Here is a 24,198-nt window from a genome sequence, read left to right as displayed (position 1 = left end):
TTTCATGGAACGACTGATAGTGCGCACTTTATGTTAGAACATGACCGACTAATCGCGGCTGAGCCCGAGCAAGGGGAAGGGCGTATTGATCATGCTATTCGCCCCAAACATCTAAAGGATTATATTGGGCAACCGCGGGTGCGCGAGCAGCTTGAAATTTTCATGGGGGCCGCAAAGCTGCGTCAGGAAAGCCTAGATCATACCTTGGTATTTGGGCCCCCAGGGCTTGGTAAAACAACGCTTGCGAATATTATTGCTACCGAGATGGGGGTAGGGCTGAAATCAACGTCTGGCCCAGTGCTTGAGCGTGCAGGTGATTTAGCAGCCATGCTGACGAACCTAGAGCCAGGTGATGTGCTGTTTATTGATGAAATACACCGACTGTCACCCATGGTAGAAGAAGTGCTTTATCCGGCAATGGAGGATTTCCAGCTAGATATAATGATCGGTGAAGGGCCCGCTGCCCGCTCAATAAAGCTAGATTTGCCTCGCTTTACCTTGGTAGGTGCAACAACCCGTGCAGGCTTGCTAACCTCTCCATTACGAGATCGCTTTGGCATTGTGCAGCGCCTGGAGTTTTACAACCTTGAAGAGCTTACTGAAATTGTTACTCGCTCAGCACGCTTGCTAGGTGTTGAAACAAGCCATGAAGGCGCAGTGGAAGTTGCTAAGCGCTCCAGAGGTACCCCGCGTATTGCAAATAGACTGCTGCGTCGTGTGCGTGATTATGCGGAAATAAAGGGCAATGGCATCGTTGATGTAACGCTCGCCGATGCAGCCCTTAATATGCTAAATGTCGACCACCATGGGCTGGATCATATGGATCGGCGCCTTTTGCTGGCAATGATCGATAAATTTGATGGCGGCCCTGTCGGGGTAGATTCGATTTCGGTGGCTATCAGCGAAGAGCGCGGCACCATTGAAGATGTCATCGAACCTTACTTAATTCAGCAAGGGTTAATGATGCGCACACCTAGAGGGCGCGTAGTGACGCGGCAAGCGTGGTTACATTTCAATAAAACGCCTCATGAGCATGCTATTGATCCAGAAGGAGAACGACGCCCATGAGCAATGGGTTCACGATGCCGGTGCGCGTTTATATGGAAGATACTGACGCTGGTGGGATCGTCTACTACGTTAACTATTTGAAGTTTATGGAGCGAGCCCGTAGCGAGTGGTTACGTACACTAGGCCTTAATCAACACTCTTTACTAGACGATGGCACCCAGCTAGTGGTATATCGCTTGGCCTGTCACTACAGTAAGCCAGCACGCTTAGATGACTCGCTTATCGTCAGTACAAATGTTGATAGCGTTGGTCGATGCCGCATGACTTTTTTGCAGCAGGTACAGCGAGATGAGGAACTCTTATGCGCTGCTACAGTCGAGATAGCCTGCTTGTGTGCGCATAAGATGCGGCCAAAACCGTGGCCAAAAACACTGGAAGCGCTTGTTTGATTAGTTTTAGGTGAACGCTGAAAACACGCATAAATCTATGGCATATATAAACCTATGGAGTAGTTAGCGCGATGTAGCGTCTGTACTTCATTACCTTTAAATACCACCACTGTTCGGAACTTCCGACGTTAACAGCTTGATGAGGGTAACTGTGAACGATAACACCATGTCCATTCCCCACTTGATAATGAGTGCCAGCACGGTTGTACAGCTGGTGATGTTGCTGCTAGTGGTGGGGTCAATCCTCTCATGGGTGGTTATTTTCCAACGCAGCATTGCCCTTCGCAGGGCAAAACAGGAATACAACCAATTTGAAGAATCCTTTTGGTCGGGTGTCGATTTAAACGAGTTGTACCGAGAAATTCCCGCTGATGACCCACACTATGGCGCAGAGCATATTTTCCAGGCGGGTTTTCGCGAATTTAATCGCCTAATGCCAAAAACACGGAACCCCGACACAATCTTAGAAGGTGTACAACGGAGTATGCGCGTCGCCTGGTCTCGGGAAGAGGATCGCCTAACCCAGCACTTGGTATTTCTAGCCACCGTGGCATCAGCGAGCCCCTATATTGGCTTATTCGGCACGGTTTGGGGGATTATGGGTTCTTTCCAATCCCTTTCTATGACACAACAAGCAACATTGGCAACCGTTGCCCCTTGGATTGCTGAAGCATTAATTGCAACAGCTATGGGCTTGTTTGCCGCGATACCCGCGGTAATTTTCTATAACCGTCTATCGAATGACGCCGCTCGTTTGTTGGGCAAGTACGAAGACTTTGCCGAGGAGTTTCACGCTATCTTGCACCGTAATTTGCAAGGCCGTGAAAGCAAGTCCAGTGCTAGCTAAGGGAGTACGCTATGCAAGGCCCGTTTAACCGTAGCGGCAATAAAAAGCCGATGGCTGAAATCAACGTAGTGCCATTTATTGATGTCATGCTGGTCTTGCTGGTGATCTTTATGATTACCGCACCAATGCTGACTCAGGGGGTACAAGTCGATCTGCCTCAAGTCACATCAGAGCCTATCGAAAGCCAGGACGAAAGTGATCCTATCATTATTTCTGTCGACCGAGACGGCGGCTACTTCATTACGCTTGGTGAAGACTCAACGTCTGTTTCTCTTGAACAAATGTCAGAAAGGGTAATGGCGATACTACAGCGTCGTCCCGGCACGCCTGTCATGGTACGCGGCGATCGTAATGTTCCGTACGGACAAATAGTCTTATTGATGAGCACACTGCAACGCTCGGGTGTCGCTAATGTAGGTCTGTTATCTGAGCCGCCAAACGATGGTTAAACGTAGCGCGCAAACGGCAATCAAACCACCCCGTGATCCTCAGGATGTTGGCTATACGTGGCCAACCGTTCTGGCGGTTATGGTGCATCTATTGGTTGTGTTTTTCAGTTTGGTCAGTCTGCCAAGCTCAACGGCAGAGCCAGACTCATCCTCTATTGTCCAAGCCACTTTCGTCAGCACTGAGACATTTACTGATCAAGCCCAGCAAACAACTGAGCAGCAAGCAGCCCTTAATAGCTCAACCGACCCCGATGAGGCTGAACCAGCGCCGGAACCGGAGCCTGATGCAAGTGAGCAAGAAGCATTGCAGCAGCAGGCAGATGAAGCCGCTGCTAGAGAAGAAGCTCAAGCGCAGGCAGAAGAGCAAGCACGCGAGCTGCAAGAGGCTCAAGCTCAGGCCGAAGCTGAAGCGCAGCGAAGGGCAGAAGAAGCCCAGCGCCTAGCCGAACAACAAGAGGTAGAAGCTCAAGCTCGGGAAGACGCTCAACGCGAAGCCGAGGCAGAAGCCCAGCGCCAGCGCGAAGCCGAGGCAGAAGCACAACGCCAGCGCGAAGCCGAGGCAGAAGCACAACGCCAGCGCGAAGCCGAGGCAGAAGCACAACGCCAGCGCGAAGCCGAGGCAGAAGCACAACGCCAGCGCGAAGCCGAGGCAGAAGCACAACGCCAGCGCGAAGCCGAGGCAGAAGCACAACGCCAGCGCGAAGCCGAGGCAGAAGCACAACGCCAGCGCGAAGCCGAGGCAGAAGCCCAGCGCCAGCGCGAAGCCGAGGCAGAAGCCCAGCGCCAGCGCGAAGCCGAGGCAGAAGCACAACGCCAGCGCGAAGCCGAGGCAGAAGCACAACGCCAGCGCGAAGCCGAGGCAGAAGCACAACGCCAGCGCGAAGCCGAGGCAGAAGCACAACGCCAACGCGAAGCCGAGGCGGCCATGCAGCGTCAGCTTGAGGGAGAAGCCCAGGCTGCTGCTAACGCACAGCAGGCACAGCAAGCTGCGAATAGTTTTATTAATATTGTGCGTCGTGCGGTAGAGCAGGCATGGTTAATTCCAGCAGGCGCCAGTGACGCGATGAGTGCTACGATTCAAGTAAGGCTTGGCCCATCAGGGGAGGTACTTTTAACGACTATCGCCTCATCCAGCGGTGATAGTGCCTTTGACCGGTCTGCAATGCAGGCTGTTGAACACGCTGCTCCTTTCAGCGAGCTGAGGGATTTGCCCGCAGAGCAGCAGCGTAACTTACGTCAATTTAATCTGCGATTTACCCCGGGGGATGTTCGCTGATGCAAACCATAAGCAAAGTGTGGCTGTTTTGCGTACTGCTATTTGTCAGTAGTTATGCAACTGCAAATGCAAACCTAACGATCGAAATAACGCGAGGGAGCGACCAAGCCTTACCGATTGGTATTGTCCCCTTTGCAGGTGGCGAGAGCATGCCTGAAGATGTTGCTCAAATTATCCAGGACAATCTCGAACGCAGTGGTTTTTTTGCGCCTTTGGAACGCAGTGCCATGTTTGATAGGCCAAACCAGGCTGATGACGTTGAATTTGGCACTTGGCGTTCGCTGGACGTGCGATATTTAGTGGTAGGCCGAGCGCAACAGACAGATAGCGGTTATCAGATTCAATTTGAGTTAATGGATATCAGTGGGCAGCGCCGCATGATTGGTGAAACGGTCACTGCGAGTGCAAATGATTTGCGTGGTGCTGCTCATTATATTAGCGACCAAATTTTTGAAGAAATTACCGATATCCGAGGGGCTTTCTCAACTCAAATTGCGTACGTAACCGCTCAAGGTTTGGGCGACAATATGCAATTTGGTCTGTATGTGGCCGATGCGGATGGGCGTAACAGCCAACAAGTGCTTACCTCCGACCAACCAATCATGTCACCTGCATGGTCTCCCGATGGTCGAAAGCTGGCGTACGTATCTTTTGAAACAGAGCGTCCTGCTATCTATATTCAAGATGTTTCAACTGGACAACGGATACAGGCAACTTCTTTCGACGGTATCAATGGTGCCCCGACATGGTCGCCAGATGGCCGCCGCATCGCGATGTCATTGTCCAAAGACGGACAGCCAGAAATTTATATCTTGGATATCAATAATCGCTCAGTAGAACGGATCACACAAAATAGTAGCATTGATACCGAGCCCGCTTGGGCACCCGATGGTCGTAGCCTGTTATTTACCTCTGACCGTAGCGGAGGACCGCAAATTTATGAGTACTCGCTAGGTAGTGGTGAAGCAAATCGCATCACGTTTACCGGTAACTACAATGCTCGTGCGCGCTATTCCCCTGACGGTGAGCAGATCTTTTTGATTCACCGATCCAGCCGGGGATACCAAGTTGCGCGGCAGGATCGTGATGGAGGACGCCTTGTTGTCATAAGTGAAACAACAAGAGATGAATCTCCTAGTGTTGCGCCGAACGGGACCATGGTAATCTTCGCTACCCAGCAGGGTAGTAATGGGGTGTTAAGTGCCGTTTCAGCGGATGGCCGCTCGTCATTTAGATTACCCGCAGCGCAGGGTGATGTCCGCGATCCCGCGTGGTCACCTTTTTTAAATTGATTGACGAAAAGTTTTAATTTTTTGTTTTCAGGCAAGGAGTCTGATTATGCAACTTAAACCGTTGGCTCGCTCATTGGCAGTAGCGCTATCTATCGTAGTTATCGCTGGCTGTTCCAGCACCGGCGGAACCCAGGACGGTGACTCTTATGGGAGCCAGGATGGCAGCAGCACAGGAACTAGCACCTCAGGTGCTGGCACTGGTGGCCAGTACGGCTCTACGTCTGGTTCAGGCGCGGGCGCTGGTCAACAAGCTGACTCTCGCATTCCAGAAGTCCGTACTATCTATTTTGACTTTGACCGCGACACGATCAAGGGCGAGTACGAATCAGTCGTCATGGCTCACGCTCGCTATTTGCGTGCTAACCCCAGCGCTCAAGTTGTTCTGCATGGCCACACCGACGAACGTGGCACACGCGAATACAACATGGCCCTTGGTGAGCGTCGTGCCGGTGCTGTACAACGGTTCTTAAATATTCAAGGCGTATCTCCCTCACAAATGAGCGTAGTGAGCTATGGTGAAGAGCGTCCGGCAGCTAGCGGACAGGGTGAAAGTGCCTACTCTCAAAACCGTCGCGTCGTCTTTAACTACTGATGGCAGTTGCGTACCTAAGTGCTGAATATTAAGTGCCATGTATCAAGCACCTTGAATTAAGTACTGTTATTCGGCGTAGGTACGCTAACTAAGTAATGATTGGAGTCATCATGAATCACAGTCTCAAACGCTATTTTGAGAGGCTGTGCGGTGCGGGAGCCATAGTGCTCCCGCTGTCCGTATTGCCCTTGACGGCCTTTGGTCAGCAGCCCCTCGTTCAAGACTTATCAAGCGGGTCGAGTGGTTTTTATCAGCAAACGCAACGCCAGGAATCATCTGGTGGGAACTTGGTGCTCTTTAACCAAGTGCAAGAACATCAGCAAGAGATTCAGCAGCTACGTGGTCAAATCGAAGAGCTTCGGCACCAGCTAGAGCAACTTCGCCGGCAATCACAGCAGCAATACCTGGACATTGAAGATCGTTTGATGAATAGCGGTCCTAGTCAAATTGAACAATCTACCCCGGCAGTTGAGCCCGAGGCAGCAGAGCAAGTTGCTAACGCACCTTCTGCTCGAAACGTAAGTGAAGACGCTCAGGCAGATTATCAAGCAGCGTTTGCCCACGTCCAAGCACGTCAATTTGAAGATGCGATCAATGCGTTTAACGCTTTTGTCACTGATCATCCTGACAGCAGTCTGACCGCGAACGGATACTACTGGCTGGGTGAGCTTTATGCTGCTGAAGGCGAACTTGGCGCGGCTGATGAATCATTTAGCCGCGTTATTGAGCAGTACAGTGGTAGCAGTAAAGTACCTGATGCGCTTTATAAGCTAGGATTAGTAAAAGCGCGGCAGGGCGAGGCCGAACGCAGTCGCGAATTGCTAGAACAAGTACGTGATGACTATCCGCAGAGTAGCGCTGCAGGACTTGCAAACGACTTTTTGCGCCAGTCTGCAGGATAACGTCTGTTTATACTTTTGCATCAAGGAAACCTCATGAGCTGCAAAATCGACTATCAACCAGCGTCCAATCTTTTGGAAAACCGCGTCGTGTTGGTAACCGGTGCGGGTGATGGAATTGGACGTGCTGCTGCACTTACCTACGCCCGCCATGGGGCAACTGTGATACTGCTTGGCCGAACTATTGCTAAGCTTGAGCGCGTCTACGATGAAATTGAAGCAGAGGGAGGGCCTCAGCCGGCCATTTTTCCGCTTAATTTTGAGGGCGCAACGCTCAAAGATTTTCACGATATGGCTGAAACACTGGACAAAGAATTTGGCCGCTTAGATGGATTGCTTCATAACGCTGGCTTGCTAGGCAGGATTACGCCTTTTGAGCAATACAATCCAGAATTATGGGAACAGGTAATGCAGGTCAATATCAATGGGCCTATTTGGATGACCCAGGCGTTGTTACCCCTGCTTAAGCAGTCAACAGACGCGTCTGTGATTTTCACCTCATCAAGCGTCGGAAGAAAAGGCCGGGCCTACTGGGGGGCATATTCGGTTTCAAAGTTCGCCACCGAAGGTTTTGTGGAAGTGCTTGCTGACGAACTTGAAAACCAGTCAACTCTTCGAGTTAATACGTTAAACCCAGGGGCAACACGTACCCAAATGCGTCGCACTGCCTATCCAGGTGAAGATCCATTGACGCTACGTACCCCTGAAGAAATCATGCCTACCTACTTATGGCTTATGGGGCCAGACAGTACAGGCATCAGTGGCCAGAAATTTGATGCTCAACCACCACGTGCATGAGCATAGCCTGTCCCTAGTGTGTTGACGCGACGCTTGTCGATGTTCTAGGTATTTTCATCAAGTAGTGGTTATCTAATAACGCTATCGGTGAAAAGCAGTTAGAGCATCGACTAAGTCTTTGCACGTTTCAAACCATAGGTCAGCTGGCCATTGCTGATAATCGTCCTCTTCACTGATATACCCGTAGCCAACGGCGACCGCCGTCATTCCCGCGGCTTTTGCCGCCTGAATATCACGGATATGATCCCCGACGTACCAACAAGCGTATGGCGCCACGTTAAGCCTGCGCGCAGCTTCCCAAAGAGGTTCCGGAGCTGGTTTTTTTACCGCCAGATCATCCGCACACAAAAGCGCTCCTGGTGTTAGCGCCAGTGCATCAAGCAGCGGAAGGGTATAACGTCTTGGCTTGTTCGTTACGATTCCCCACAGGCGTGATTCGGAATGCCAGCGGGCTAGCCATTGATCAAGGGGTTCAAATAACCGGCTGTGAACAGCGACGGCTTGTTCATAGGTATCTAACAAATATTGTCGCGCCGTGTCATGCTCTTTAGAACCACTTTCAATGCCAATCGCTAGGGTAACCAAAGCACTGCCACCGTTAGAAACCTGACCACGTATTTGCCTATAATTTAGTGGTGTAAGCCCATGGTGTCGCCTCAGTGCATTCGTTGCCTCAGCAAGGTCTGGGGCTGTATCGACGAGAGTTCCGTCTAAATCAAACAGTATAGCTTCAGGTGTTGTCGGTGACATTTACTGGCTCGCTTTTCGGCAATACATCATGTAATTGACCGATACATCATTTGCTACCAAGCGGTAGTGACGAGTCAACGGATTGTAGGTCAGCCCCGTTTGTTCGTTAATCTCAAGATCTGAGGCTCTTGCCCATGCGGCCATCTCAGAAGGGCGTATAAATTTTGCATAATCATGAGTGCCGCGCGGTAATAGCTTAAGCACGTATTCAGCACCTAAAATCGCAAAAGCATACGATTTAGGGGTGCGATTTAGGGTCGAGAAAAAAACGTAGCCCCCAGGGCGGACCAGCTCACTGCAAGCACGAATGACCGATGCTGGATCCGGCACATGCTCAAGCATTTCCATACAAGTTACGACGTCATAATGCCCCGGCTGCTCTACTGCGAGGGATTCAACACTTATCAATCGATAGTCCACGGATACACCGCTTTCTGTTGCATGAAGTCGAGCAACATTGAGAGGCGCGTCTCCAAGGTCAATGCCAGTAACATCAGCACCGCGATGGGCCATCGATTCGCTTAAAATCCCTCCACCACAACCGACATCAAGCACTTTTTTCCCTGCTAAGCCTGCCCGAGCATCAATAAAGTCAAGGCGCAAGGGGTTAATATCGTGCAGCGGCTTGAACTCTCCCTTCGAGTTCCACCAACGACTAGCAAGTGCTTCAAATTTCGCAACTTCCGCTGCGTCCACATTGTCGTGGTTGCGTTGAGTAGTGCTATCCTGAGATATCGCTTGCATATTTTAACTCCCGTTGTCGGTAAGTTGGCATGATGGTGGCATCCAACTAGTCGTCCAGTATTATGTCATTCTAACCACTCCTGGAAAGGAACGCATGAAAAGGAACGCGACGTGACTCTTAACCCCCTATTTTCGCGACTTTTATTTTCTCAGGGAGCGTGATGAATGCGAGTATTACTCCATGGAAGTGAACTAAGTGCCGCCACCGCCGCCGCTGCGTTAGCCTGGGTTGGGCACCATGTTGAGTGGCTGCTGCATGAAAGCGCGCCATGGTCACAGCTTTTAAAAGCTGACTGGCTGCGTGGCGAACCTGAATTAATGCCCCATATTGAGCAAGCGTTAGCTAGCGGAACACTGCGAATTATTGAAGCGCCAGCGCAGGCTCATTCACCTGATGTGGTTTGGCTGGCTCTATCACCCGATCAGCGGCAGGCGGCCAAAGCGCTACTTGAATCACCTATATTTGAGCATCACAGTGGTGCTGTATTAATTAATAATTCAACATTCCCAGTGGGTGAAACAGAACAGCTACACGCGCTTATGGGAACTCAACACAGTAGCGTTGCCTTACCCGACACCCTGGAAGAAGGGCGGGCTTGGCTCTCCTTCACACGTCCTTCACGCTGGCTACTCGGCTGTGACGATGCAACAGGCGAACAGGTGGCGCGTGAGCTTTTACGTGCCTTTAATCGCCGCAATGATGTGTTCCAGCGTATGCCATGTAGAGCTGCCGAGCTGACTAAGCTAGCTATTAATGGCATGTTGGCAACACGTATTAGCTATATGAACGAGATTGCAGGGCTTGCAGACACACTCGGAGTTGACGTTGAACATGTACGCCAGGGCATGGGCGCTGATACACGAATTGGCTATGAATATTTATATCCTGGCTGCGGCTTTGGTGGCCCTAATTTCTCTCGCGACCTAATGCGCTTAGCTGACGTTCAGTCAGCCAGTGGTCGTAATTCTGCGTTACTAGAGCAAGTGATGGATATTAATGAGCAGAAAAAAGAGACCTTATTCAGGAAGCTATGGACGTTCTTTGAAGGTGATTTAACAGGTAAAACGATTGCGATTTGGGGGGCTGCTTTTAAACCTGGAACCACACGAATTGATCACGCGCCAGTGCTGACACTCCTTGCCGCCTTATGGGCACAAGGCGTTAAGGTGAATCTTCATGATCCAGCCGCAACACCGGCGCTGCTCAACGCCGTAGGTGACCGAGACGATCTAACCACGTTTACCAGTGACCCCTACCTGGCATGCGAAGGAGCCGACGCACTGATGCTGGTGACCGAGTGGAAAATTTATTGGAACCCTGACTGGCATCGTTTAGCCTCGTTGTTGAACGCTAAGTTGGTGTTGGATGGACGAAATATTTATGACCCAGCCTTCGTGGCTAGCTGTGGCTTACGGTATAGAGGAATCGGACGTCGAGCCGATCCTACAACGTATTGAGGAAAAAACATGCCCAACAGCACTGCGTCTTCTCGCATTGTTCCCGATGTGGACCAAAGCTTGACCGCACAACACTTGCGTCACCGCAAGGGGCCAACACTATGGCCCTTATGGCTAATCATGGTGCTTATTATCATTTCGCTGGGCGCTGCAGCGGTGGGCCTTTGGTATGAAAGAGAGCGCTTATTAGATGAGGTGCATCGCGTTAGTGGAGAAGTGTCCAATCTTCATGCAAGGCTCGACTCAGGTGACACGGATGCACAAGATGCGATAGCCTTTGTACAAGCACAGATGACAACACTGTTCCAAGAGCAAGAGCAATTAGCCGTTACGGTGACAAGCACACGTGAAGAGCTATACGGGCTCTTGACGTCAAACGAAGAGCTCGTTAATGGTGATGCACTGAGCAGCATTGCTGACCGTATTAGTCAGTTGGAAGAACAAGCAGCGTTGCGTGACCAGCAGCTTGCTGCAATACGCACATCACTTGATTCACTAGAGCAAGCGGGCATGTCTGGGCGGCAAAATTTAGCAGAAGAAGTAACTTACCTCGAAGAAATGCTGTCACAACGTTTATCTGCGACGGCAAGTCGGTTAGATGAGGTTGCTCAGCTAGAAAATGAAAGCAGCGAATTGGCAACAAAAGTTACGGCATGGCAAGAAGAGGTTGATCAGCGCTTTACTGAGGTAAACTCAACTCTCGAAACACTAAGCAGTACTGATACCCCAGCTACTCAGGAAGCGTTAGAAGCGCTCGAGCAGCAATGGATACAACGGTTAAACACCTTAGAAAGTGATATCCGTCAGGTGCGGCAAGCCCAACTGGCATTCAGTGCTCAGATGGAGATGCTCCGCTAGAAATACACCGTTAAGGATTGCCGGCAGCACAGGGCAATGAGTAAAAAAGCCACCGAGTCGCTGATTTGGTTAGGGATGAATTGCATGGAAAGAAAACGGCGATGGCCTACCGTTAAAAAAGCGACTTGTGGTGTGGTTTTACCACTTCTTATAACGTGGTCAGCTCCTTTATGGGCACTCAATGCTTCTATCAATGGTGTTAGCAGTGAAGTTGAGGCCAATATTGATGCTTACCTACAAAATATTGACGAAGAGCAGTACACCGATGTCAGGTTAGAAGGTGAGGTAAGGAAACGTACGCGAGAAGCCATGCGCGTTTTTGGCTATTACGAACCTGACATTACGGTTGACGTTGATAGTTCCCCCATCACACTTCGCATTGAACCCGGCTCGCAAGTCAAAATCGATGTGCTTTCTGTCAATATCGCTGGTGAAGCGAGCAATGATCCTCCATTTCAGGAGGCCCTCGATGCATTTCCCTTGAAGGAAGGCGATACATTACGCCATGCCCCATGGGATCGCCTGCGCAACCAGTTTTCAGGCTTAGCCCTGGAGCGTGGTTATTTTGACTGGGGGTTTACTGATCGCAGAATGGAAATAAGGCCATATCTTGAAAGCGCTCGACTCTATATGGATTTTGACAGTGGCCCGCGCTATCAATTTGGCAATACGACTATTGTAGGCAGTCATATTGAACCTGAGCGTTTACTTCAAATGCAGACCTTTTCGGCAGGGGAGCCTTATCTAGCGGAATCGGTAGCCCGTTATAATCAACGTTTAGCTGAAACAGGATGGTTCAGCTCTGTGACGGTTCGACCACGTTTAGAGACAGCTCGCGAACTGACACTATCGCCTCCAACAGGTGGATCGCCATGGTGGGATGAAGCAACGGCATCACAACCCCAGCGTCCCAGACTTTCCAGCGCAGCGTTTGCCAGCGCACTTAGTATAACTAAGCGAGATGATACCAGCCTGCCTATTGACGTCAGTGTAGAGCCTGCTGATCGTCATCAGTTTGAAGTCGGGGTTGGTTTTGCAACTGACGTGGGACCACGCATGCGATTTGGCTGGAAGCAGCCATGGATCAATCGTTTTGGTCATAGTTTAAATCATGATCTGTATGTTTCAGCACCCGACCAGCGCTTCACCGGAACCTACAATATTCCATTAGAAGATCCCCTACGTGACAGCTACCGCCTTCAATATGGTGTGCGTAACCTGGATGACGGTGATACCCAATCGTTAGAAGGCACCGTAGAAATTGCTCGTCGATGGGAGTTTGAAAACCGCTGGGTGCAAACACTTTACTTCCGCACTACTTACGAAGACTTCACCCAAGGGGGAGTGTCAGATGAAGTATTACTGTTTTATCCAGGCATTCAGTGGTCTCGAACAAGAACGCGCCCCCAGCGGTTTCCGCTTTGGGGAGATAGGCAACAATTATCGATTGAGTACTCAGACACTCTTTGGGGTTCAGACGCCCAATTCGCACGCGTAACAGGCGATACTGAATGGATTCGCACCATCGGCGATGACAACCGCTTCTCTGCAAGGCTAAGCATTGGTGCTATCGAAACGGATAATTTCGATAAGCTACCACCCTCGTTGCGATTTTTTGCAGGGGGCGACCGAAGCGTTCGGGGTTACTCTTACGAAAGCCTATCCCCACGAAATGAAGAAGGGCGCTTACGTGGCGGCCAGCAAATGTTGACCTCGACCCTAGAGTATCAGCGTCGAGTCTCTGGCGACTGGTGGGGAGCCACTTTTGTCGATACTGGAGATGCCTTCGATAATTGGGGGCCAGAAGAATTAAAAACGGGCGCAGGGGTTGGCGTACGCTGGATTTCCCCTGTGGGTCCTATCCGACTTGATGTAGCACACCCATTTGACGATGAAGACGATTGGCGCCTGCATTTTTCCATCGGACCGGAATTTTAGGAGAGCATTTTGGCTAAGGTTGTAACAGCGGCATCTATCAAGCGTCAACCGCTCTCAGTTAAACATCGCATCGGGTTGTTTTTGTGGAGTCTTGTACGGTTAGCCATTGTGCTGCCACTCTGGCTATTTGGTTTGGTCGCTCTGCTACTAGGCGTTGCTCTCTCCCCTTGGGGAACAGGACAACTGTTTTCTCAAGGCGAGCAACGGGGGCTCTTTACGTATGAACACCAAGAAGGCGCACTGCTTGACCAGTTTGCATTGCGCGGTTTTCAACTATCGCTCGGTGAAACACGCGTCAACGTCGACAGGCTAGAGCTAGCCTGGGCTGAGGATTGCGTGCTTTCAGGCAAGCTTTGCTTGGATAAATTTCATGTAGAGGGTGCAGATATACGTTTAGGGGAAAGCGCTGATCCGGGCCCTGAATCACCAGAATCAGATGGGATGCCTAGCATCCAACTTCCTTTTCCTGTTGAGCTACGTTCGGTTGAGTTCAATAACGTTCAACTGCAGCTAGCTGATGGAACTCGCGTCGGCTGGGAATCGTTTTCAACCGCGATCACCGCGCAGCAGCATCTTGTCAGTATCGCGCCCACCACGCTCATGCGTCCAACACTGTATTTACCTCCCTCTGCAGGCATTCAACTGACAGAAGGTATTCAGACGCCGTTAAAGGCATCTGGCATAGATGGTGCTGTTATGGCTACCCAACAGGTCATAGCAGAACCTGATCAAGCGGTAGAGGCGTTAACAGCACGGGAGCGAATTGAGCTACCTGAAATAATGCTTCCCATTGATATCGACTTAGCATCCTTCACCGTGACTGACGTCACTGTCAGCGGAGCCGTTGATTACCAAGTCGAACGATTAGCCATCGTTGCAAGTGCCGAAAGCAACCAAATTGCTCTCCGGTCATTAGAGTTGCTCACGCCAGATGCCGAGGCAAACTTAACAGCCAACGCCACCTTATCAGGCAGTTATCCGATAGATGCTCGATTAACGTCAACCTTGTTTTTACCTGAGATATTTACTGAGCTAAGTGGGGAAGAGCTTGTTTTGGAGCTGTCGGGATCCCTAGATGAGCTGACAGCCAGTTTAGGGGCATCTGGTGTCGTTAATGCAACACTGGAGGCTCAAGTCGATGCACTGGCACCGACGCTACCCTTCGATATACGACTGCAGAGTAACCGACTACAGTGGCCACTCACGCAACCTAGTAGTGACGAGGCAACGCTAGAACCCTATATTGCGGAAGATATAGACATCGTTGTTAGCGGCAATTTGGAAGCGTACCAGACAACGCTTTCCTTAAACGCTCAAGGCCCTCAAGTGCCGGCCACCGATATTCGACTAAGTGGCGACGGAGATCTTTCATCGTTCCGCTGGACGCCGCTAACCCTAACGATTAATGACAGTTCGCTTAGCAGTGAAGGGGAAGTGAATTGGGCTTCGTCACTTCGCGTTGATACCACCATCAGGCTGGATCAATTCGATCCCTCACACTTTGTCGAACAGCTCAACGGCAATCTCAATGGCGACATTACCGCTAGTGTGCGTCAAACCGGCGACCTGTGGGAAGTCAGTCTGCCAGTCCTCGATATTACTGGGGAGCTCCAGGAGTATCCCTTGGCGCTACAAGCCTCCTTAGAGGCTAACAGTGCGCTTGAAGTGGATATCCAAGAACTACTTTTCACTCAGGGAGACAACCGATTAACGGCCTCTGGTCAAGTTAGTGAGCAAGCAATGTCGCTAGATACCGAGATTGCATTGCGACAATTACAGACGCTGCATCCAGACTTAGCGGGTACATTAACAGGCAATATTCTTGCTAGAGGTAGCATTAGCCAACCGAGTGTAGAAGCCAACGTTACTGGCCGCGATTTGCGGTTTGCCGAAAACCGTATTGAAGCGTTATCACTAACCAGTAATATCGAAGGAATAGAAGATCCATCGCTAGACATTAACCTCGGTTTGCAGCAAGTCAATGCAGGTGGGCAGGCATTTTCAAGTATTACCCTTGAGCTTAACGGTCGCCTATCTCAACATGCACTCTCTGTTAGTGTCGACGGCCAAGCCGATAACATGCTAAGCCGTGCGCTTTTAACACTAGATGGTCGTTTTGATCAGCAAGCTCAGCAGTATCAGGGCCAACTAACACCACTGGAAATTGACTCCGAGTTTGGCAACCTACGTTTAGAAGCCCCTCTTGATATTCGTTACAACCTTGCTAACGGCCAAGCACAACTCTCACCTTTCTGTGTACGTCGCGAAGAAGGAGGGCTTGTTTGTTCGGAAGAACCGATTACTGCATCAGCAGACCAAGGGCGCACAGTGCTAAGCATCAGAGAAGTGCCGATGGAAGCGCTGGAGCCTTTATTGCCTGAAGAGTGGAGTTTTGAAGGTGACACAACGGCAGACATTGTTGCCGCTTGGCGCCAAGGGGGGGCTCAGTGGCAAGCCGATGTTCAGGTGTTAAGCGAGTTAGCGATTACTGCGGTCAACGATTACGGTCAGCCTGTACAACTTCCGATGATTAGCTTAAACACGCAGCTAGAAGCCAGCCAAGCTCAAGCTGATGCCGATGTTGTACTGTCGTTTGAAGATGCTGGTGAGCTGGCACTCAATCTCACTATTAGTGATCCACTTGGTCGTGGTGGGCTTAGTGGAGAGCTAAGGGCTCAAGAGCTTTCCTTAACGCCTTACCGTCCCCTAGTGGTGGGCATGGATCGTTTAGATGGAGACTTAAATGGCCGTATACAAATTACTGGAACAACCAGCCAGCCAGATTTACAGGGGCAGCTTGCACTTCGCAATCTAGGCGTTAATGGCCCAGATATTCCTATTGACATTAAAGACGGCGAGCTAGTCGTTGCGTTTGATGGCGAGCAAGGGGACATAAATGGTTTTATTGCGGCTGAACGTGGCCGCTTAAATATTACCGGAGATGCGTTTTGGCCCTCAGGTGATGACTGGCGTATTGGTGTCGACGTAAACGCGACTCAGGAGCCACTATTAATCGTCTTACCACAGTTTGGACGTTTAGAAGCCGCGCCTGATATTCGCATTCGTGTCACGCCGGATCGTTTGCAAGTACGTGGCAATGTCGATCTTCCATGGGCACGCTTGGAGGTTGGCGATCTTCCTGCCTCAGCTGTTAGCCCAAGCTCTGATGAAGTCATTATCACCGAACGTGACGACCGAGAAGCTGAACGACTAGCTCAGCAACGAGCTGCCAATAATGACCCAAGCGCTGCTGACGAGCTATCACAATCAGGAATGGACCTTGATGTGCTTATCACACTAACCTTGGGCCGTGATATGCAAATATCAGCATATGGGCTTAATTCGGGGTTAGGTGGCACGCTAGAAATTCGTCAAGACAGCGGTGCACTTCAGCTGTTTGGTGATGTCAATTTAGTCGATGGCCGCTTCCAAGCCTTTGGTCAAGATCTCCTGATTCGCCGTGGGCAATTAATATTCAGCGGTCCTCCAGGACTTCCAATCCTGGATTTCGAAGCCATTCGAAATCCTGATATCACAGAAGATGAGGTTATTGCTGGCCTTCGCGTTAGTGGCAATGCAGAAGAACCCAATGTACTTATTTTTTCAGAACCAGGAATGGATGAAACCCGTGCGCTGTCATATTTATTGAGAGGACGTGCACCAGATGCTTCTGGTGGAGGTATTGATAGCGCCTTGACTACCGCCTTAATTGGGATGTCTCTTGGCCGGACAGGCGGTGCCGTTGGTTCAATTGGAGAAGCCTTTGGTATTAGCGATTTAACCTTAGATACCACTGGAGCGGGTGACAACAGCCAAGTAGCGCTGACTGGGCAGCTAACTGATGACATCCGTATTAGCTACGGTGTTGGCATTTTCTCGCCTATTGCAGAACTGACGTTACGCTACACACTTTGGCGTAATCTATACGTCCAGGCAGTATCGGGTGCCAATCAAGCCGTCGACTTAATTTACACTTTTACTCGTTCCGGTGACCCTACGATTTATCCACGTCAATAAGAGGGCGTTATGACGCTATTTTCTAAAGCAAATTCAGCATCACTTGGCCGCGTAACGCCGATTGAAACGAGTAGTGTTCATACCGTTACCGGCCACTCACTTCACCCTCCATTCCCAGAAGGTTATGAAGAAATTGTTCTGGGAATGGGGTGCTTTTGGGGCGTTGAGCGCCTGTTTTGGCAAGTGCCGGGGGTGTACGTGACTGCCGCAGGCTATGCCGGGGGAGAAACACAAAACCCAACTTATCAAGAAACGTGTACGGGACAAACAGGCCATACCGAGGTAGTTAGAGTGGTATATGACCCAACTTCCACATCCTTGGATACGTTGTTGCAAATTTTTTGGGAACAGCACGACCCCACCCAGGGAAACCGTCAAGGCAACGATGTGGGTAGCCAGTACCGCTCTGCTATTTTTACAACAACGGCTGCGCAATTGATTGCGGCCGAAAAGAGTGCCGATGCCTATCAAAAGGCACTCGACAAGGCTGGCCGTGGTGCTATTACTACCGAGATCAAGCCACTGAATACCTTTTACTACGCAGAGGCTTATCATCAGCAATACCTGGACAAAAATCCCGGTGGTTACTGCGGCCTCAAAGGTACTGGTGTTACCTGTCCCATCGGTTAGTCGTGGTGAGAAGACCAAATCATCCATCATAAGGTCAGTAAAATGCCACACACTGTAAAGCGTTCATGGCTCATGCTTTGGGTTTTTGCTGTCTCAAGTGTGACTGCCACACATGCCATCGCTGAAGAAATAGTAGTTGAAGAAGCCGTACCAGCAATGCCACAAACAGTTGAAGAGAGCCCGTTTGCGAGTGAGCGAGAAGCAGTCATATGGCGGCAGGATGAATTGAAAGAGCTAGAAAGGCTTCTTCGCCAATTGCGTTTTGACTTGGTGAATAACCAAGATGCTCGTGGAGCCGCCCCGCGGTTAGCAACGCTTAAAGAACAGGCTACTCAAGCTCATTTTTTGCCTGCGTTTATTGTCGGCACCCATGGGCGTGGGTCTGACGCCCGCCCAGAAATCTGGGAGGAATGGGAAGATTTCGCAGCAGGCTTTACGGATCTTGAGCAAAAAGTGATAGTGCTGATTGAGGCGGCTGAGCAAGAGGATTATCGCGCGGCCACGCGAGCATTTTCTGATGTTGGTTTAAGCTGTAAAAGCTGTCATCGCGCCTACCGCTATAACTAGCTGAAAATAGATATCTCTAGTAACGATAGGCGCAGAAAGTGTCAGTCGCTCTGTTGAAGACGGTCAATACGATAAAGGGTTTCAACCTGCTCGAGGCCGGTTATGGTGCACTTTAGATCTTTTACTCGGCCGTCGCTCAACCCATAGACCCAGCCATGCACTGAAATGTCTTGGCCTCTTTGCCAGGCACGTTGCAGAATTTTGGTTCGGCACAAGCTATTAACTTGAGCCTTTACGTTCAATTCGCACATGCGATCAATTTGCTCTTCCATGGGTAAGTGTTCAAGCGTATCGCGGTGGCGGTTATACTGTTCACGCACCGAATGCAGCCAGTAATCGACGACACCGCATTCGCCGCCTGTTACTGCCGCCTTAATGCCACCACAACCGTAGTGCCCCACAATCATGATGTGGCTGACCTTAAGTACATCTACCGCAAACTGCACAACTGATAGTGCGTTCATGTCGGTATGGTGGAGAAGGTTAGCAACATTACGGTGGACAAAGACTTCGCCTGGTGGAAGAGCAATAATCTGGTTAGCAGGGACGCGACTGTCAGAACAGCCAATCCAGAGGTAATCAGGGTTTTGCTGATTGGAAAGGCGTTTAAAGTAGTCAGGATCTTCCTCACACATACGCTCTGCCCAGGCGCGATTATTATCAAGCAGTGTCTCAATAGGATTAGACATTGAATCTCCGTCACAGGTTTAGGAGCTGTTAGGTTCAAGATAGAGCAAACTAGGATACAGAGAGAGGGTTTTTAACCTCCTCAGAATCTAAGGTCAATCTTTGTGCTTAGCGACCTTTGTCGGCAAGTATATGATCGATAAGTACATGCAGTGGTTAGGATAGGAGCAGCACATGGCAGATAAAGCGGAATATGAATACGATTTACTGGTAATTGGAGCAGGGTCAGGGGGGGTTCGCGCCGCACGAATGGCGGCGGCAAGTGGTGCCAGAGTTGCCATAGCAGAAGATCGTTACTTAGGGGGCACCTGTGTCAATGTCGGTTGCGTACCTAAAAAACTTTACTCCTATGCGGCCCACTTTCACGACAGCTTTGATGATGCCGCAGGCTTTGGATGGCAATTGCCAGGACCTGCTATCTTTGATTGGTCAGTACTACGCGATAATAAAACCAGTGAGATAAAACGGTTAAATGGCATTTATCAGCGGATGTTAGAGGGCGCTGGTGTCGTGTTGCTTCATGCTAGAGCAACTGTGAAAGATGAACACACCGTTTCATTGACCTCAGAAGAGGGTGTTACCCAAGTAACCGCGCAAAAGATACTGCTGGCTACAGGTGGCTGGCCATGGGTGCCTGATTTTCCTGGCAGTGAATATACAGTCACTTCAAATCAAATATTTGATCTTGATACTTTTCCAGAGCGGTTTCTCGTTTTGGGAGGCGGCTATATTGCAGTCGAGTTCGCGAGTATTTTTAACGGCCTCGGTAGCGAAACGCATTTGATTTATCGTGGAGACCTTTTTCTTAAAGGGTTTGATGAAGAAGTCCGTGCTTTTACCCGGGATGAAATGAGCAAAAAAGGCGTCAACCTTCATTTCAACACCAATATTGAACGGATTGAACCCAACGGCGCTGCGTTTAACGTGTACTTAACTAACGGTGATGTCCAAGAGGTAGATGCCGTTTTAGCAGCGACAGGGCGGAATGCCAATACGCAAGGATTAGGGCTTGAGGCATTGGAGATTCACCTAGATAGCAGTGGAAAAATCCCAGTGAATGAACGCTACGAGACGTCGGCCCCTTCAATTTTAGCGCTTGGCGATTTGACCCAAGGGCCTGAATTGACGCCCGTAGCACTGGCTGAGGCGATGCAGCTAGTTGATATCCACTTCAATGAAACACTGCCTAAACCGCTGGACTACGCCACGATTCCTACCGCCGTCTTTTGCCACCCCAATATCGGGACGGTAGGACTATCTGAAGAAGCTGCCAGAGAAAAGATTGGCAAAATTCGCGTTTATAGCGCGGACTTTAAAGCAATGAAACACACATTGTCAGGTAGCCAAGAACGCACCTTGATGAAGCTGATCGTCGATGATGCTACAGATGTTGTCGTAGGGGCTCACATGGTAGGTGAAGAAGCCGGTGAACTAATACAAGGGATCGCCATTGCGGTAAGGGCTGGGCTTACAAAAGAAGATTTTGATCGCACCATCGGTATTCACCCAACAGGTGCGGAAGAGTTTGTGACAATGAGAACAGCCACGCGCAATTGATTTCATAAAATTCACATTTTCAAGGCGAGCATTAGCTCGCCTTTTTTGTCTCGCAGCTATGGGGGGTTGATCTAAACTCTCCAAATACAGCGGTTCTTTCACCTACTTTGTGTAGGCAGAACCACTTTCGATAACCAGAATTTATGGAAAAGGACAGGATGAATAATATGATTTTTGAATTGCTCATAATCAGCTGTTATAATGGCGCTCAAATTCGCTACAGCGAAGCATAACCATGAGTACGCCAATAACACCTTTTACCCCTTCTGCAGACCTTGCCCGCCCGACAGTCGCTGATGCTGTGGTTGGGCATGCGTCTACTCCGTTATTTATTCGCAAGCCGAATGCAGATGATGGCTGGGGCGTCTACGAGTTGATAAAAGCTTGTCCGCCGCTTGATGTTAATTCTGCTTATGCTTATCTACTGTTGGCAACTCAGTTTCGTGACACTTGTGCGGTTGCAACAAATGAAGAGGGCGAGATAGTAGGGTTTGTATCTGGTTATGTGAAAGACAACGCGCCGGACACCTACTTTCTATGGCAAGTTGCCGTCGGTGAAAAAGCACGTGGTACAGGTTTGGCACGCCGCTTAGTAGAAGCCATTATGTCGCGCCCAGAACTTGATAATGTGCACCATCTGGAAACGACGATCACTCCAGATAATCAGGCCTCTTGGGGCCTATTTCGGCGCCTAGCGGCACGTTGGCAAGCCCCTTTAAATAGCCGTGAATATTTCTCTACCGAACAACTCGGTGGAGAGCATGATCCTGAAAACCTAGTTCGTATAGGTCCATTTCAAACAGACAGTATGTAACGGAACGGACCAGCTATTGCTGCCTAGTACGCGGCTCTCCATAGCTGGTTACGTTCTTAAATTTGTTACCGCTGCTTCCGCCAGTTTGTCCTACGCTTGGCTCAATGATTTAAAAAGGAGGTCGTTAATGCAGACCCAGACGCTTGAACGCATGGAATCTAACGTACGTACTTATTCGCGCTCATTCCCCGTTGTGTTTACGAAAGCCCAAAATGCTCGTTTAACGGACGAGAATGGTCGTGAGTACATTGACTTCCTAGCCGGTGCCGGCACTCTTAATTATGGCCATAACAATCCACATCTCAAACAAGCAATGATCGACTATCTATCGACAGATGGCATCGTTCATGGCCTGGATATGTGGACAGCTGCAAAGCGCGATTACTTGGAAACCCTTGAAGAGGTTATCTTCAAACCCCGAGGCTTAGACTACAAAGTACACTTGCCTGGTCCGACAGGAACTAATGCAGTAGAAGCGGCCATCCGTTTGGCCCGTGTTGCTAAAGGTCGCCATAACATTGTGACCTTCACCAACGGCTTCCACGGCGTCACTATGGGGGCATTGGCAACCACGGGTAACCGCAAATTCCGCGAGGCGACTGGTGGTATTCCTACACAGGGCGCAAGCTTTTTACCCTTTGATGGTTATATGGGAGAGCATGCGGACACGCTGGATTACTTCGAGAAATTACTTAACGACAAATCTGGCGGCCTCGATATTCCGGCGGGTGTTATTGTCGAAACCGTGCAAGGCGAGGGCGGTATTAACGTGGCAGGCCTGGAATGGCTCAAGCGTTTAGAGAGCATCTGTCACGCCCATGATATTTTGTTGATTATTGACGACATCCAAGCTGGCTGTGGCCGCACGGGCAAGTTCTTTAGCTTTGAACACGCGGGCATCACGCCTGATATCATAACTAACTCAAAATCACTCTCTGGATTCGGGCTGCCCTTTGCCCATGTATTGATGCGCCCAGAGCTTGATAAATGGAAGCCTGGACAGTACAACGGTACGTTCCGTGGCTTCAGTCTGGCAATGGTAACCGCTACGGCTGCACTTAAAAAATATTGGTCAAATGATGTTTTTGAGCGTGATGTTCAGCGCAAAGCGCGTATTGTGGAAGAGCGTTTCCAAAAGCTGGCGGCCTTACTCAGTGAGAACGGCATGCCTGCCACTGAACGCGGGCGTGGCCTAATGCGTGGTATTGATGTTGTCTCTGGTGATATTGCTGACAAGATCACCAGCAAAGCGTTCGAGCACGGCCTTATTATCGAGACCAGTGGCCAAGACGGTGAAGTAGTCAAGTGCCTATGCCCGCTGACCATCAGTGATGAGGACTTGCTGGAAGCGTTGGATATTCTAGAAGCCTCGGTCAATGCTGTTATCCAAGCGTGATGTAGAGTTAGGGTAAGTTAGCAGCATCGATTCAGCACTGGGCCGCTTTGGTTAATACCAAGAGCCTCATAACGGAGCAATTCTATGATCGTTCGTAATCTTGAAGAAGCACGTAAAACAGATCGTCTTGTCACTGCCGAAAATGGCAACTGGGACAGTACGCGTCTTGTTTTAGCCAACGATAATGCCGGTTTCTCATTTCATATTACCCGTATTTTCCCAGGCACTGAGACTCACATTCATTACAAGAATCATTATGAAGCTGTGTTTTGCTATGAAGGAGAAGGCGAGGTAGAAACCCTAGCCGATGGCAAAATCTGGCCGATCAAAGCAGGCGATATTTACCTGTTAGATCAGCACGACGAACACCTGTTACGCGGTAAAGAAAAAGGTATGACCGTCGCATGCGTCTTCACTCCAGCAATCACTGGTAATGAAGTACACCAGGAAGACGGGTCATACGCTGCACCTGCTGGTGAGTAATAAGCTCAACGTTAGCTCTCTGATTGGCTAATGGTAAAACAAAACAGCCTGCTTTATTAAGCAGGCTGTTTTTAATGAAGGATTGGCATAGTTGTTAAGAAATTAGGCTCACGAATTGACTTGCTCGAAAACCAAGGTGATTTCTCCTAAGGTAAAGCCAAATTTCTTCATTGCTGTGCGGTTTATCAAACGCCCATCGGGCTGCAGATACATCCAATCATCCATTGAGAAACGGATAGTGCGGCCGCTAACCTCGATATCAAGCGGGTAGCGCATATGGAAGGCGTAACCATACTGACGCGCATTTACTTGGCCTTCAACATCATTCGCAGTGCCAACCCAGTGATGATCGTCTACGCGCTCAAACTCCCACACCCGACGATCCGTTTCACCATCAGCAAACAAAAAAGCTTCATCAAGCGTCAGCTTGTTGCCGTCATATGTTCCCGTAATGTCGACTGTGAAACGGCGCTGTACTTCACCAGAGTAGTCTTGCACCATACCCCAAGCTCGGGTGTTGCCAGTGAAGTACTCAGCAATATCTAAGCGAGGAGTTGTGCTGGCATAATCTTCAACCTCGACATTGGCACAGCCAGCAAGCACAAATAGGGTAGTGGCAATTATAAGTTTGCGTATCATTGGAGCATTCCTACACGAAAGATGTTAATCGTATAGCCATTGTAGGAGAA

23 protein-coding genes are annotated in these 24,198 nt (G+C 49.9%); 19 read left to right on the top strand and 4 right to left on the bottom strand.

The features are described 5' to 3' along the window. Positions 1 to 30: 30 nt before the first annotated feature. The 9 genes from ruvB (at position 31) to B6A39_RS09150 (ending at position 7,610) form a co-directional block, all read left to right on the top strand. Positions 31 to 1,068, top strand: coding sequence for a Holliday junction branch migration DNA helicase RuvB (gene ruvB, locus B6A39_RS09190; protein WP_083004373.1), 1,038 nt, complete (start codon positions 31 to 33; stop codon positions 1,066 to 1,068). Continuing rightward, positions 1,065 to 1,457, top strand: a complete 393-nt coding sequence (ybgC, locus tag B6A39_RS09185; RefSeq protein ID WP_083004369.1) for a tol-pal system-associated acyl-CoA thioesterase — start codon at positions 1,065 to 1,067, stop codon at positions 1,455 to 1,457. Before ruvB ends, ybgC begins: the two co-directional genes overlap by 4 nt. A 166-nt stretch (positions 1,458 to 1,623) precedes the next feature. After that, positions 1,624 to 2,304, top strand: a complete 681-nt coding sequence (tolQ, locus tag B6A39_RS09180) for a protein TolQ (RefSeq protein ID WP_232222375.1) — start codon at positions 1,624 to 1,626, stop codon at positions 2,302 to 2,304. An 11-nt stretch (positions 2,305 to 2,315) separates the two neighbouring features. Continuing rightward, positions 2,316 to 2,753: a protein TolR gene (gene tolR, locus B6A39_RS09175; protein ID WP_083004367.1), complete on the top strand. Its 438-nt coding sequence runs from the start codon at positions 2,316 to 2,318 to the stop codon at positions 2,751 to 2,753. Next, positions 2,746 to 4,029, top strand: coding sequence for a cell envelope integrity protein TolA (gene tolA, locus B6A39_RS09170; RefSeq protein ID WP_083004364.1), 1,284 nt, complete (start codon positions 2,746 to 2,748; stop codon positions 4,027 to 4,029). Before tolR ends, tolA begins: the two co-directional genes overlap by 8 nt. Continuing rightward, positions 4,029 to 5,321: a Tol-Pal system beta propeller repeat protein TolB gene (gene tolB / locus B6A39_RS09165; protein WP_083004361.1), complete on the top strand. Its 1,293-nt coding sequence runs from the start codon at positions 4,029 to 4,031 to the stop codon at positions 5,319 to 5,321. The genes tolA and tolB overlap by 1 nt, the downstream gene beginning before the upstream one ends. Before the next feature lie 46 nt (positions 5,322 to 5,367). Next, the gene (pal, locus tag B6A39_RS09160) at positions 5,368 to 5,913 is read left to right on the top strand and encodes a peptidoglycan-associated lipoprotein Pal (protein ID WP_083004358.1); all 546 of its coding nucleotides are present in this window, start codon (positions 5,368 to 5,370) and stop codon (positions 5,911 to 5,913) included. Between the two features lie 110 nt (positions 5,914 to 6,023). After that, positions 6,024 to 6,815, top strand: a complete 792-nt coding sequence (ybgF, locus tag B6A39_RS09155; RefSeq protein WP_083004354.1) for a tol-pal system protein YbgF — start codon at positions 6,024 to 6,026, stop codon at positions 6,813 to 6,815. 33 nt (positions 6,816 to 6,848) lie between these two features. Continuing rightward, positions 6,849 to 7,610, top strand: coding sequence for a YciK family oxidoreductase (locus tag B6A39_RS09150; protein ID WP_083004351.1), 762 nt, complete (start codon positions 6,849 to 6,851; stop codon positions 7,608 to 7,610). Between the two features lie 81 nt (positions 7,611 to 7,691). On the opposite strand, the gene B6A39_RS09145 is transcribed toward B6A39_RS09150, so the two are convergent. Together B6A39_RS09145 and ubiG are read right to left on the bottom strand one after the other, a co-directional pair. Beyond that, on the bottom strand, positions 7,692 to 8,360 hold the full coding sequence (locus B6A39_RS09145; RefSeq protein WP_083004348.1) for an HAD-IA family hydrolase: 669 nt from the start codon (positions 8,358 to 8,360) through the stop codon (positions 7,692 to 7,694). After that, a complete protein-coding gene (ubiG, locus tag B6A39_RS09140) occupies positions 8,361 to 9,104 on the bottom strand; it encodes a bifunctional 2-polyprenyl-6-hydroxyphenol methylase/3-demethylubiquinol 3-O-methyltransferase UbiG (protein WP_083004345.1) in 744 nt (247 codons plus the stop codon). Positions 9,105 to 9,269: 165 nt separating this feature from the next. Between ubiG and B6A39_RS09135 the strand changes: the two genes are divergently transcribed. The 6 genes from B6A39_RS09135 to B6A39_RS09110 all read left to right on the top strand — a co-directional run bounded on the left by B6A39_RS09135 (position 9,270) and on the right by B6A39_RS09110 (position 18,572). Then, positions 9,270 to 10,562: a nucleotide sugar dehydrogenase gene (locus tag B6A39_RS09135; RefSeq protein WP_083004340.1), complete on the top strand. Its 1,293-nt coding sequence runs from the start codon at positions 9,270 to 9,272 to the stop codon at positions 10,560 to 10,562. Between the two features lie 9 nt (positions 10,563 to 10,571). Then, complete coding sequence (locus B6A39_RS09130; RefSeq protein WP_083004335.1) at positions 10,572 to 11,420, top strand: hypothetical protein; 849 nt, start codon at positions 10,572 to 10,574, stop codon at positions 11,418 to 11,420. 84 nt (positions 11,421 to 11,504) lie between these two features. Beyond that, positions 11,505 to 13,358, top strand: coding sequence for an autotransporter assembly complex protein TamA (tamA, locus tag B6A39_RS09125; protein ID WP_083007884.1), 1,854 nt, complete (start codon positions 11,505 to 11,507; stop codon positions 13,356 to 13,358). Between the two features lie 9 nt (positions 13,359 to 13,367). Further along, the gene (gene tamB / locus B6A39_RS09120) at positions 13,368 to 17,375 is read left to right on the top strand and encodes an autotransporter assembly complex protein TamB (RefSeq protein WP_232318763.1); all 4,008 of its coding nucleotides are present in this window, start codon (positions 13,368 to 13,370) and stop codon (positions 17,373 to 17,375) included. Between the two features lie 9 nt (positions 17,376 to 17,384). Further along, positions 17,385 to 18,005 (top strand): peptide-methionine (S)-S-oxide reductase MsrA, encoded by a 621-nt coding sequence (gene msrA, locus B6A39_RS09115; protein WP_083004331.1) that lies wholly within the window; start codon positions 17,385 to 17,387, stop codon positions 18,003 to 18,005. 42 nt (positions 18,006 to 18,047) lie between these two features. Further along, positions 18,048 to 18,572 (top strand): c-type cytochrome, encoded by a 525-nt coding sequence (locus B6A39_RS09110; protein ID WP_156886214.1) that lies wholly within the window; start codon positions 18,048 to 18,050, stop codon positions 18,570 to 18,572. 41 nt (positions 18,573 to 18,613) lie between these two features. On the opposite strand, the gene can is transcribed toward B6A39_RS09110, so the two are convergent. Continuing rightward, positions 18,614 to 19,261 (bottom strand): carbonate dehydratase, encoded by a 648-nt coding sequence (gene can / locus B6A39_RS09105; protein WP_083004328.1) that lies wholly within the window; start codon positions 19,259 to 19,261, stop codon positions 18,614 to 18,616. 172 nt (positions 19,262 to 19,433) lie between these two features. Here can and gorA point away from each other — a divergent pair, with 172 nt between their 5' ends. The 4 genes from gorA to B6A39_RS09085 all read left to right on the top strand — a co-directional run bounded on the left by gorA (position 19,434) and on the right by B6A39_RS09085 (position 23,509). Then, complete coding sequence (gorA, locus tag B6A39_RS09100) at positions 19,434 to 20,816, top strand: glutathione-disulfide reductase (RefSeq protein WP_083004323.1); 1,383 nt, start codon at positions 19,434 to 19,436, stop codon at positions 20,814 to 20,816. Between the two features lie 235 nt (positions 20,817 to 21,051). Then, complete coding sequence (gene ectA / locus B6A39_RS09095) at positions 21,052 to 21,630, top strand: diaminobutyrate acetyltransferase (RefSeq protein ID WP_030072977.1); 579 nt, start codon at positions 21,052 to 21,054, stop codon at positions 21,628 to 21,630. A 127-nt stretch (positions 21,631 to 21,757) separates the two neighbouring features. Continuing rightward, positions 21,758 to 23,026: a diaminobutyrate--2-oxoglutarate transaminase gene (gene ectB / locus B6A39_RS09090; protein WP_083004318.1), complete on the top strand. Its 1,269-nt coding sequence runs from the start codon at positions 21,758 to 21,760 to the stop codon at positions 23,024 to 23,026. 84 nt (positions 23,027 to 23,110) lie between these two features. Next, entirely contained in the window at positions 23,111 to 23,509 is a 399-nt protein-coding gene (locus B6A39_RS09085) for an ectoine synthase (RefSeq protein WP_009724424.1), read from the top strand. Positions 23,510 to 23,617: 108 nt separating this feature from the next. Here the strand turns inward: B6A39_RS09085 and B6A39_RS09080 are convergent, their stop codons facing one another. Continuing rightward, positions 23,618 to 24,148 carry a DUF3833 domain-containing protein gene (locus B6A39_RS09080; RefSeq protein ID WP_083004313.1) on the bottom strand — a complete coding sequence of 177 codons (531 nt, stop codon included), beginning with the start codon at positions 24,146 to 24,148 and terminating at the stop codon, positions 23,618 to 23,620. Positions 24,149 to 24,198: the final 50 nt, after the last annotated feature.

This window comes from Halomonas sp. GT (assembly GCF_002082565.1).
Classification (GTDB): Bacteria; Pseudomonadota; Gammaproteobacteria; order Pseudomonadales; family Halomonadaceae; genus Vreelandella.
Note: the sequence above shows the minus strand (reverse complement) of the source record. Positions and strands in the feature narration are given on the sequence as shown.

Excerpts from the sequence above, each read along its gene's own strand:
- ruvB (WP_083004373.1), top strand. The coding sequence starts at position 31 with ATGTTAGAACATGACCGACTAATCGCGGCTGAGCCCGAGCAAGGGGAA.
- ybgC (WP_083004369.1), top strand. The coding sequence starts at position 1,065 with ATGAGCAATGGGTTCACGATGCCGGTGCGCGTTTATATGGAAGATACT.
- tolQ (WP_232222375.1), top strand. The coding sequence starts at position 1,624 with ATGTCCATTCCCCACTTGATAATGAGTGCCAGCACGGTTGTACAGCTG.
- tolR (WP_083004367.1), top strand. The coding sequence starts at position 2,316 with ATGCAAGGCCCGTTTAACCGTAGCGGCAATAAAAAGCCGATGGCTGAA.
- tolA (WP_083004364.1), top strand. The coding sequence starts at position 2,746 with ATGGTTAAACGTAGCGCGCAAACGGCAATCAAACCACCCCGTGATCCT.
- tolB (WP_083004361.1), top strand. The coding sequence starts at position 4,029 with ATGCAAACCATAAGCAAAGTGTGGCTGTTTTGCGTACTGCTATTTGTC.
- pal (WP_083004358.1), top strand. The coding sequence starts at position 5,368 with ATGCAACTTAAACCGTTGGCTCGCTCATTGGCAGTAGCGCTATCTATC.
- ybgF (WP_083004354.1), top strand. The coding sequence starts at position 6,024 with ATGAATCACAGTCTCAAACGCTATTTTGAGAGGCTGTGCGGTGCGGGA.
- B6A39_RS09150 (WP_083004351.1), top strand. The coding sequence starts at position 6,849 with ATGAGCTGCAAAATCGACTATCAACCAGCGTCCAATCTTTTGGAAAAC.
- B6A39_RS09145 (WP_083004348.1), bottom strand. The coding sequence starts at position 8,360 with ATGTCACCGACAACACCTGAAGCTATACTGTTTGATTTAGACGGAACT.
- ubiG (WP_083004345.1), bottom strand. The coding sequence starts at position 9,104 with ATGCAAGCGATATCTCAGGATAGCACTACTCAACGCAACCACGACAAT.
- B6A39_RS09135 (WP_083004340.1), top strand. The coding sequence starts at position 9,270 with ATGCGAGTATTACTCCATGGAAGTGAACTAAGTGCCGCCACCGCCGCC.
- B6A39_RS09130 (WP_083004335.1), top strand. The coding sequence starts at position 10,572 with ATGCCCAACAGCACTGCGTCTTCTCGCATTGTTCCCGATGTGGACCAA.
- tamA (WP_083007884.1), top strand. The coding sequence starts at position 11,505 with ATGGAAAGAAAACGGCGATGGCCTACCGTTAAAAAAGCGACTTGTGGT.
- msrA (WP_083004331.1), top strand. The coding sequence starts at position 17,385 with ATGACGCTATTTTCTAAAGCAAATTCAGCATCACTTGGCCGCGTAACG.
- B6A39_RS09110 (WP_156886214.1), top strand. The coding sequence starts at position 18,048 with ATGCCACACACTGTAAAGCGTTCATGGCTCATGCTTTGGGTTTTTGCT.
- can (WP_083004328.1), bottom strand. The coding sequence starts at position 19,261 with ATGTCTAATCCTATTGAGACACTGCTTGATAATAATCGCGCCTGGGCA.
- gorA (WP_083004323.1), top strand. The coding sequence starts at position 19,434 with ATGGCAGATAAAGCGGAATATGAATACGATTTACTGGTAATTGGAGCA.
- ectA (WP_030072977.1), top strand. The coding sequence starts at position 21,052 with ATGAGTACGCCAATAACACCTTTTACCCCTTCTGCAGACCTTGCCCGC.
- ectB (WP_083004318.1), top strand. The coding sequence starts at position 21,758 with ATGCAGACCCAGACGCTTGAACGCATGGAATCTAACGTACGTACTTAT.
- B6A39_RS09085 (WP_009724424.1), top strand. The coding sequence starts at position 23,111 with ATGATCGTTCGTAATCTTGAAGAAGCACGTAAAACAGATCGTCTTGTC.
- B6A39_RS09080 (WP_083004313.1), bottom strand. The coding sequence starts at position 24,148 with ATGATACGCAAACTTATAATTGCCACTACCCTATTTGTGCTTGCTGGC.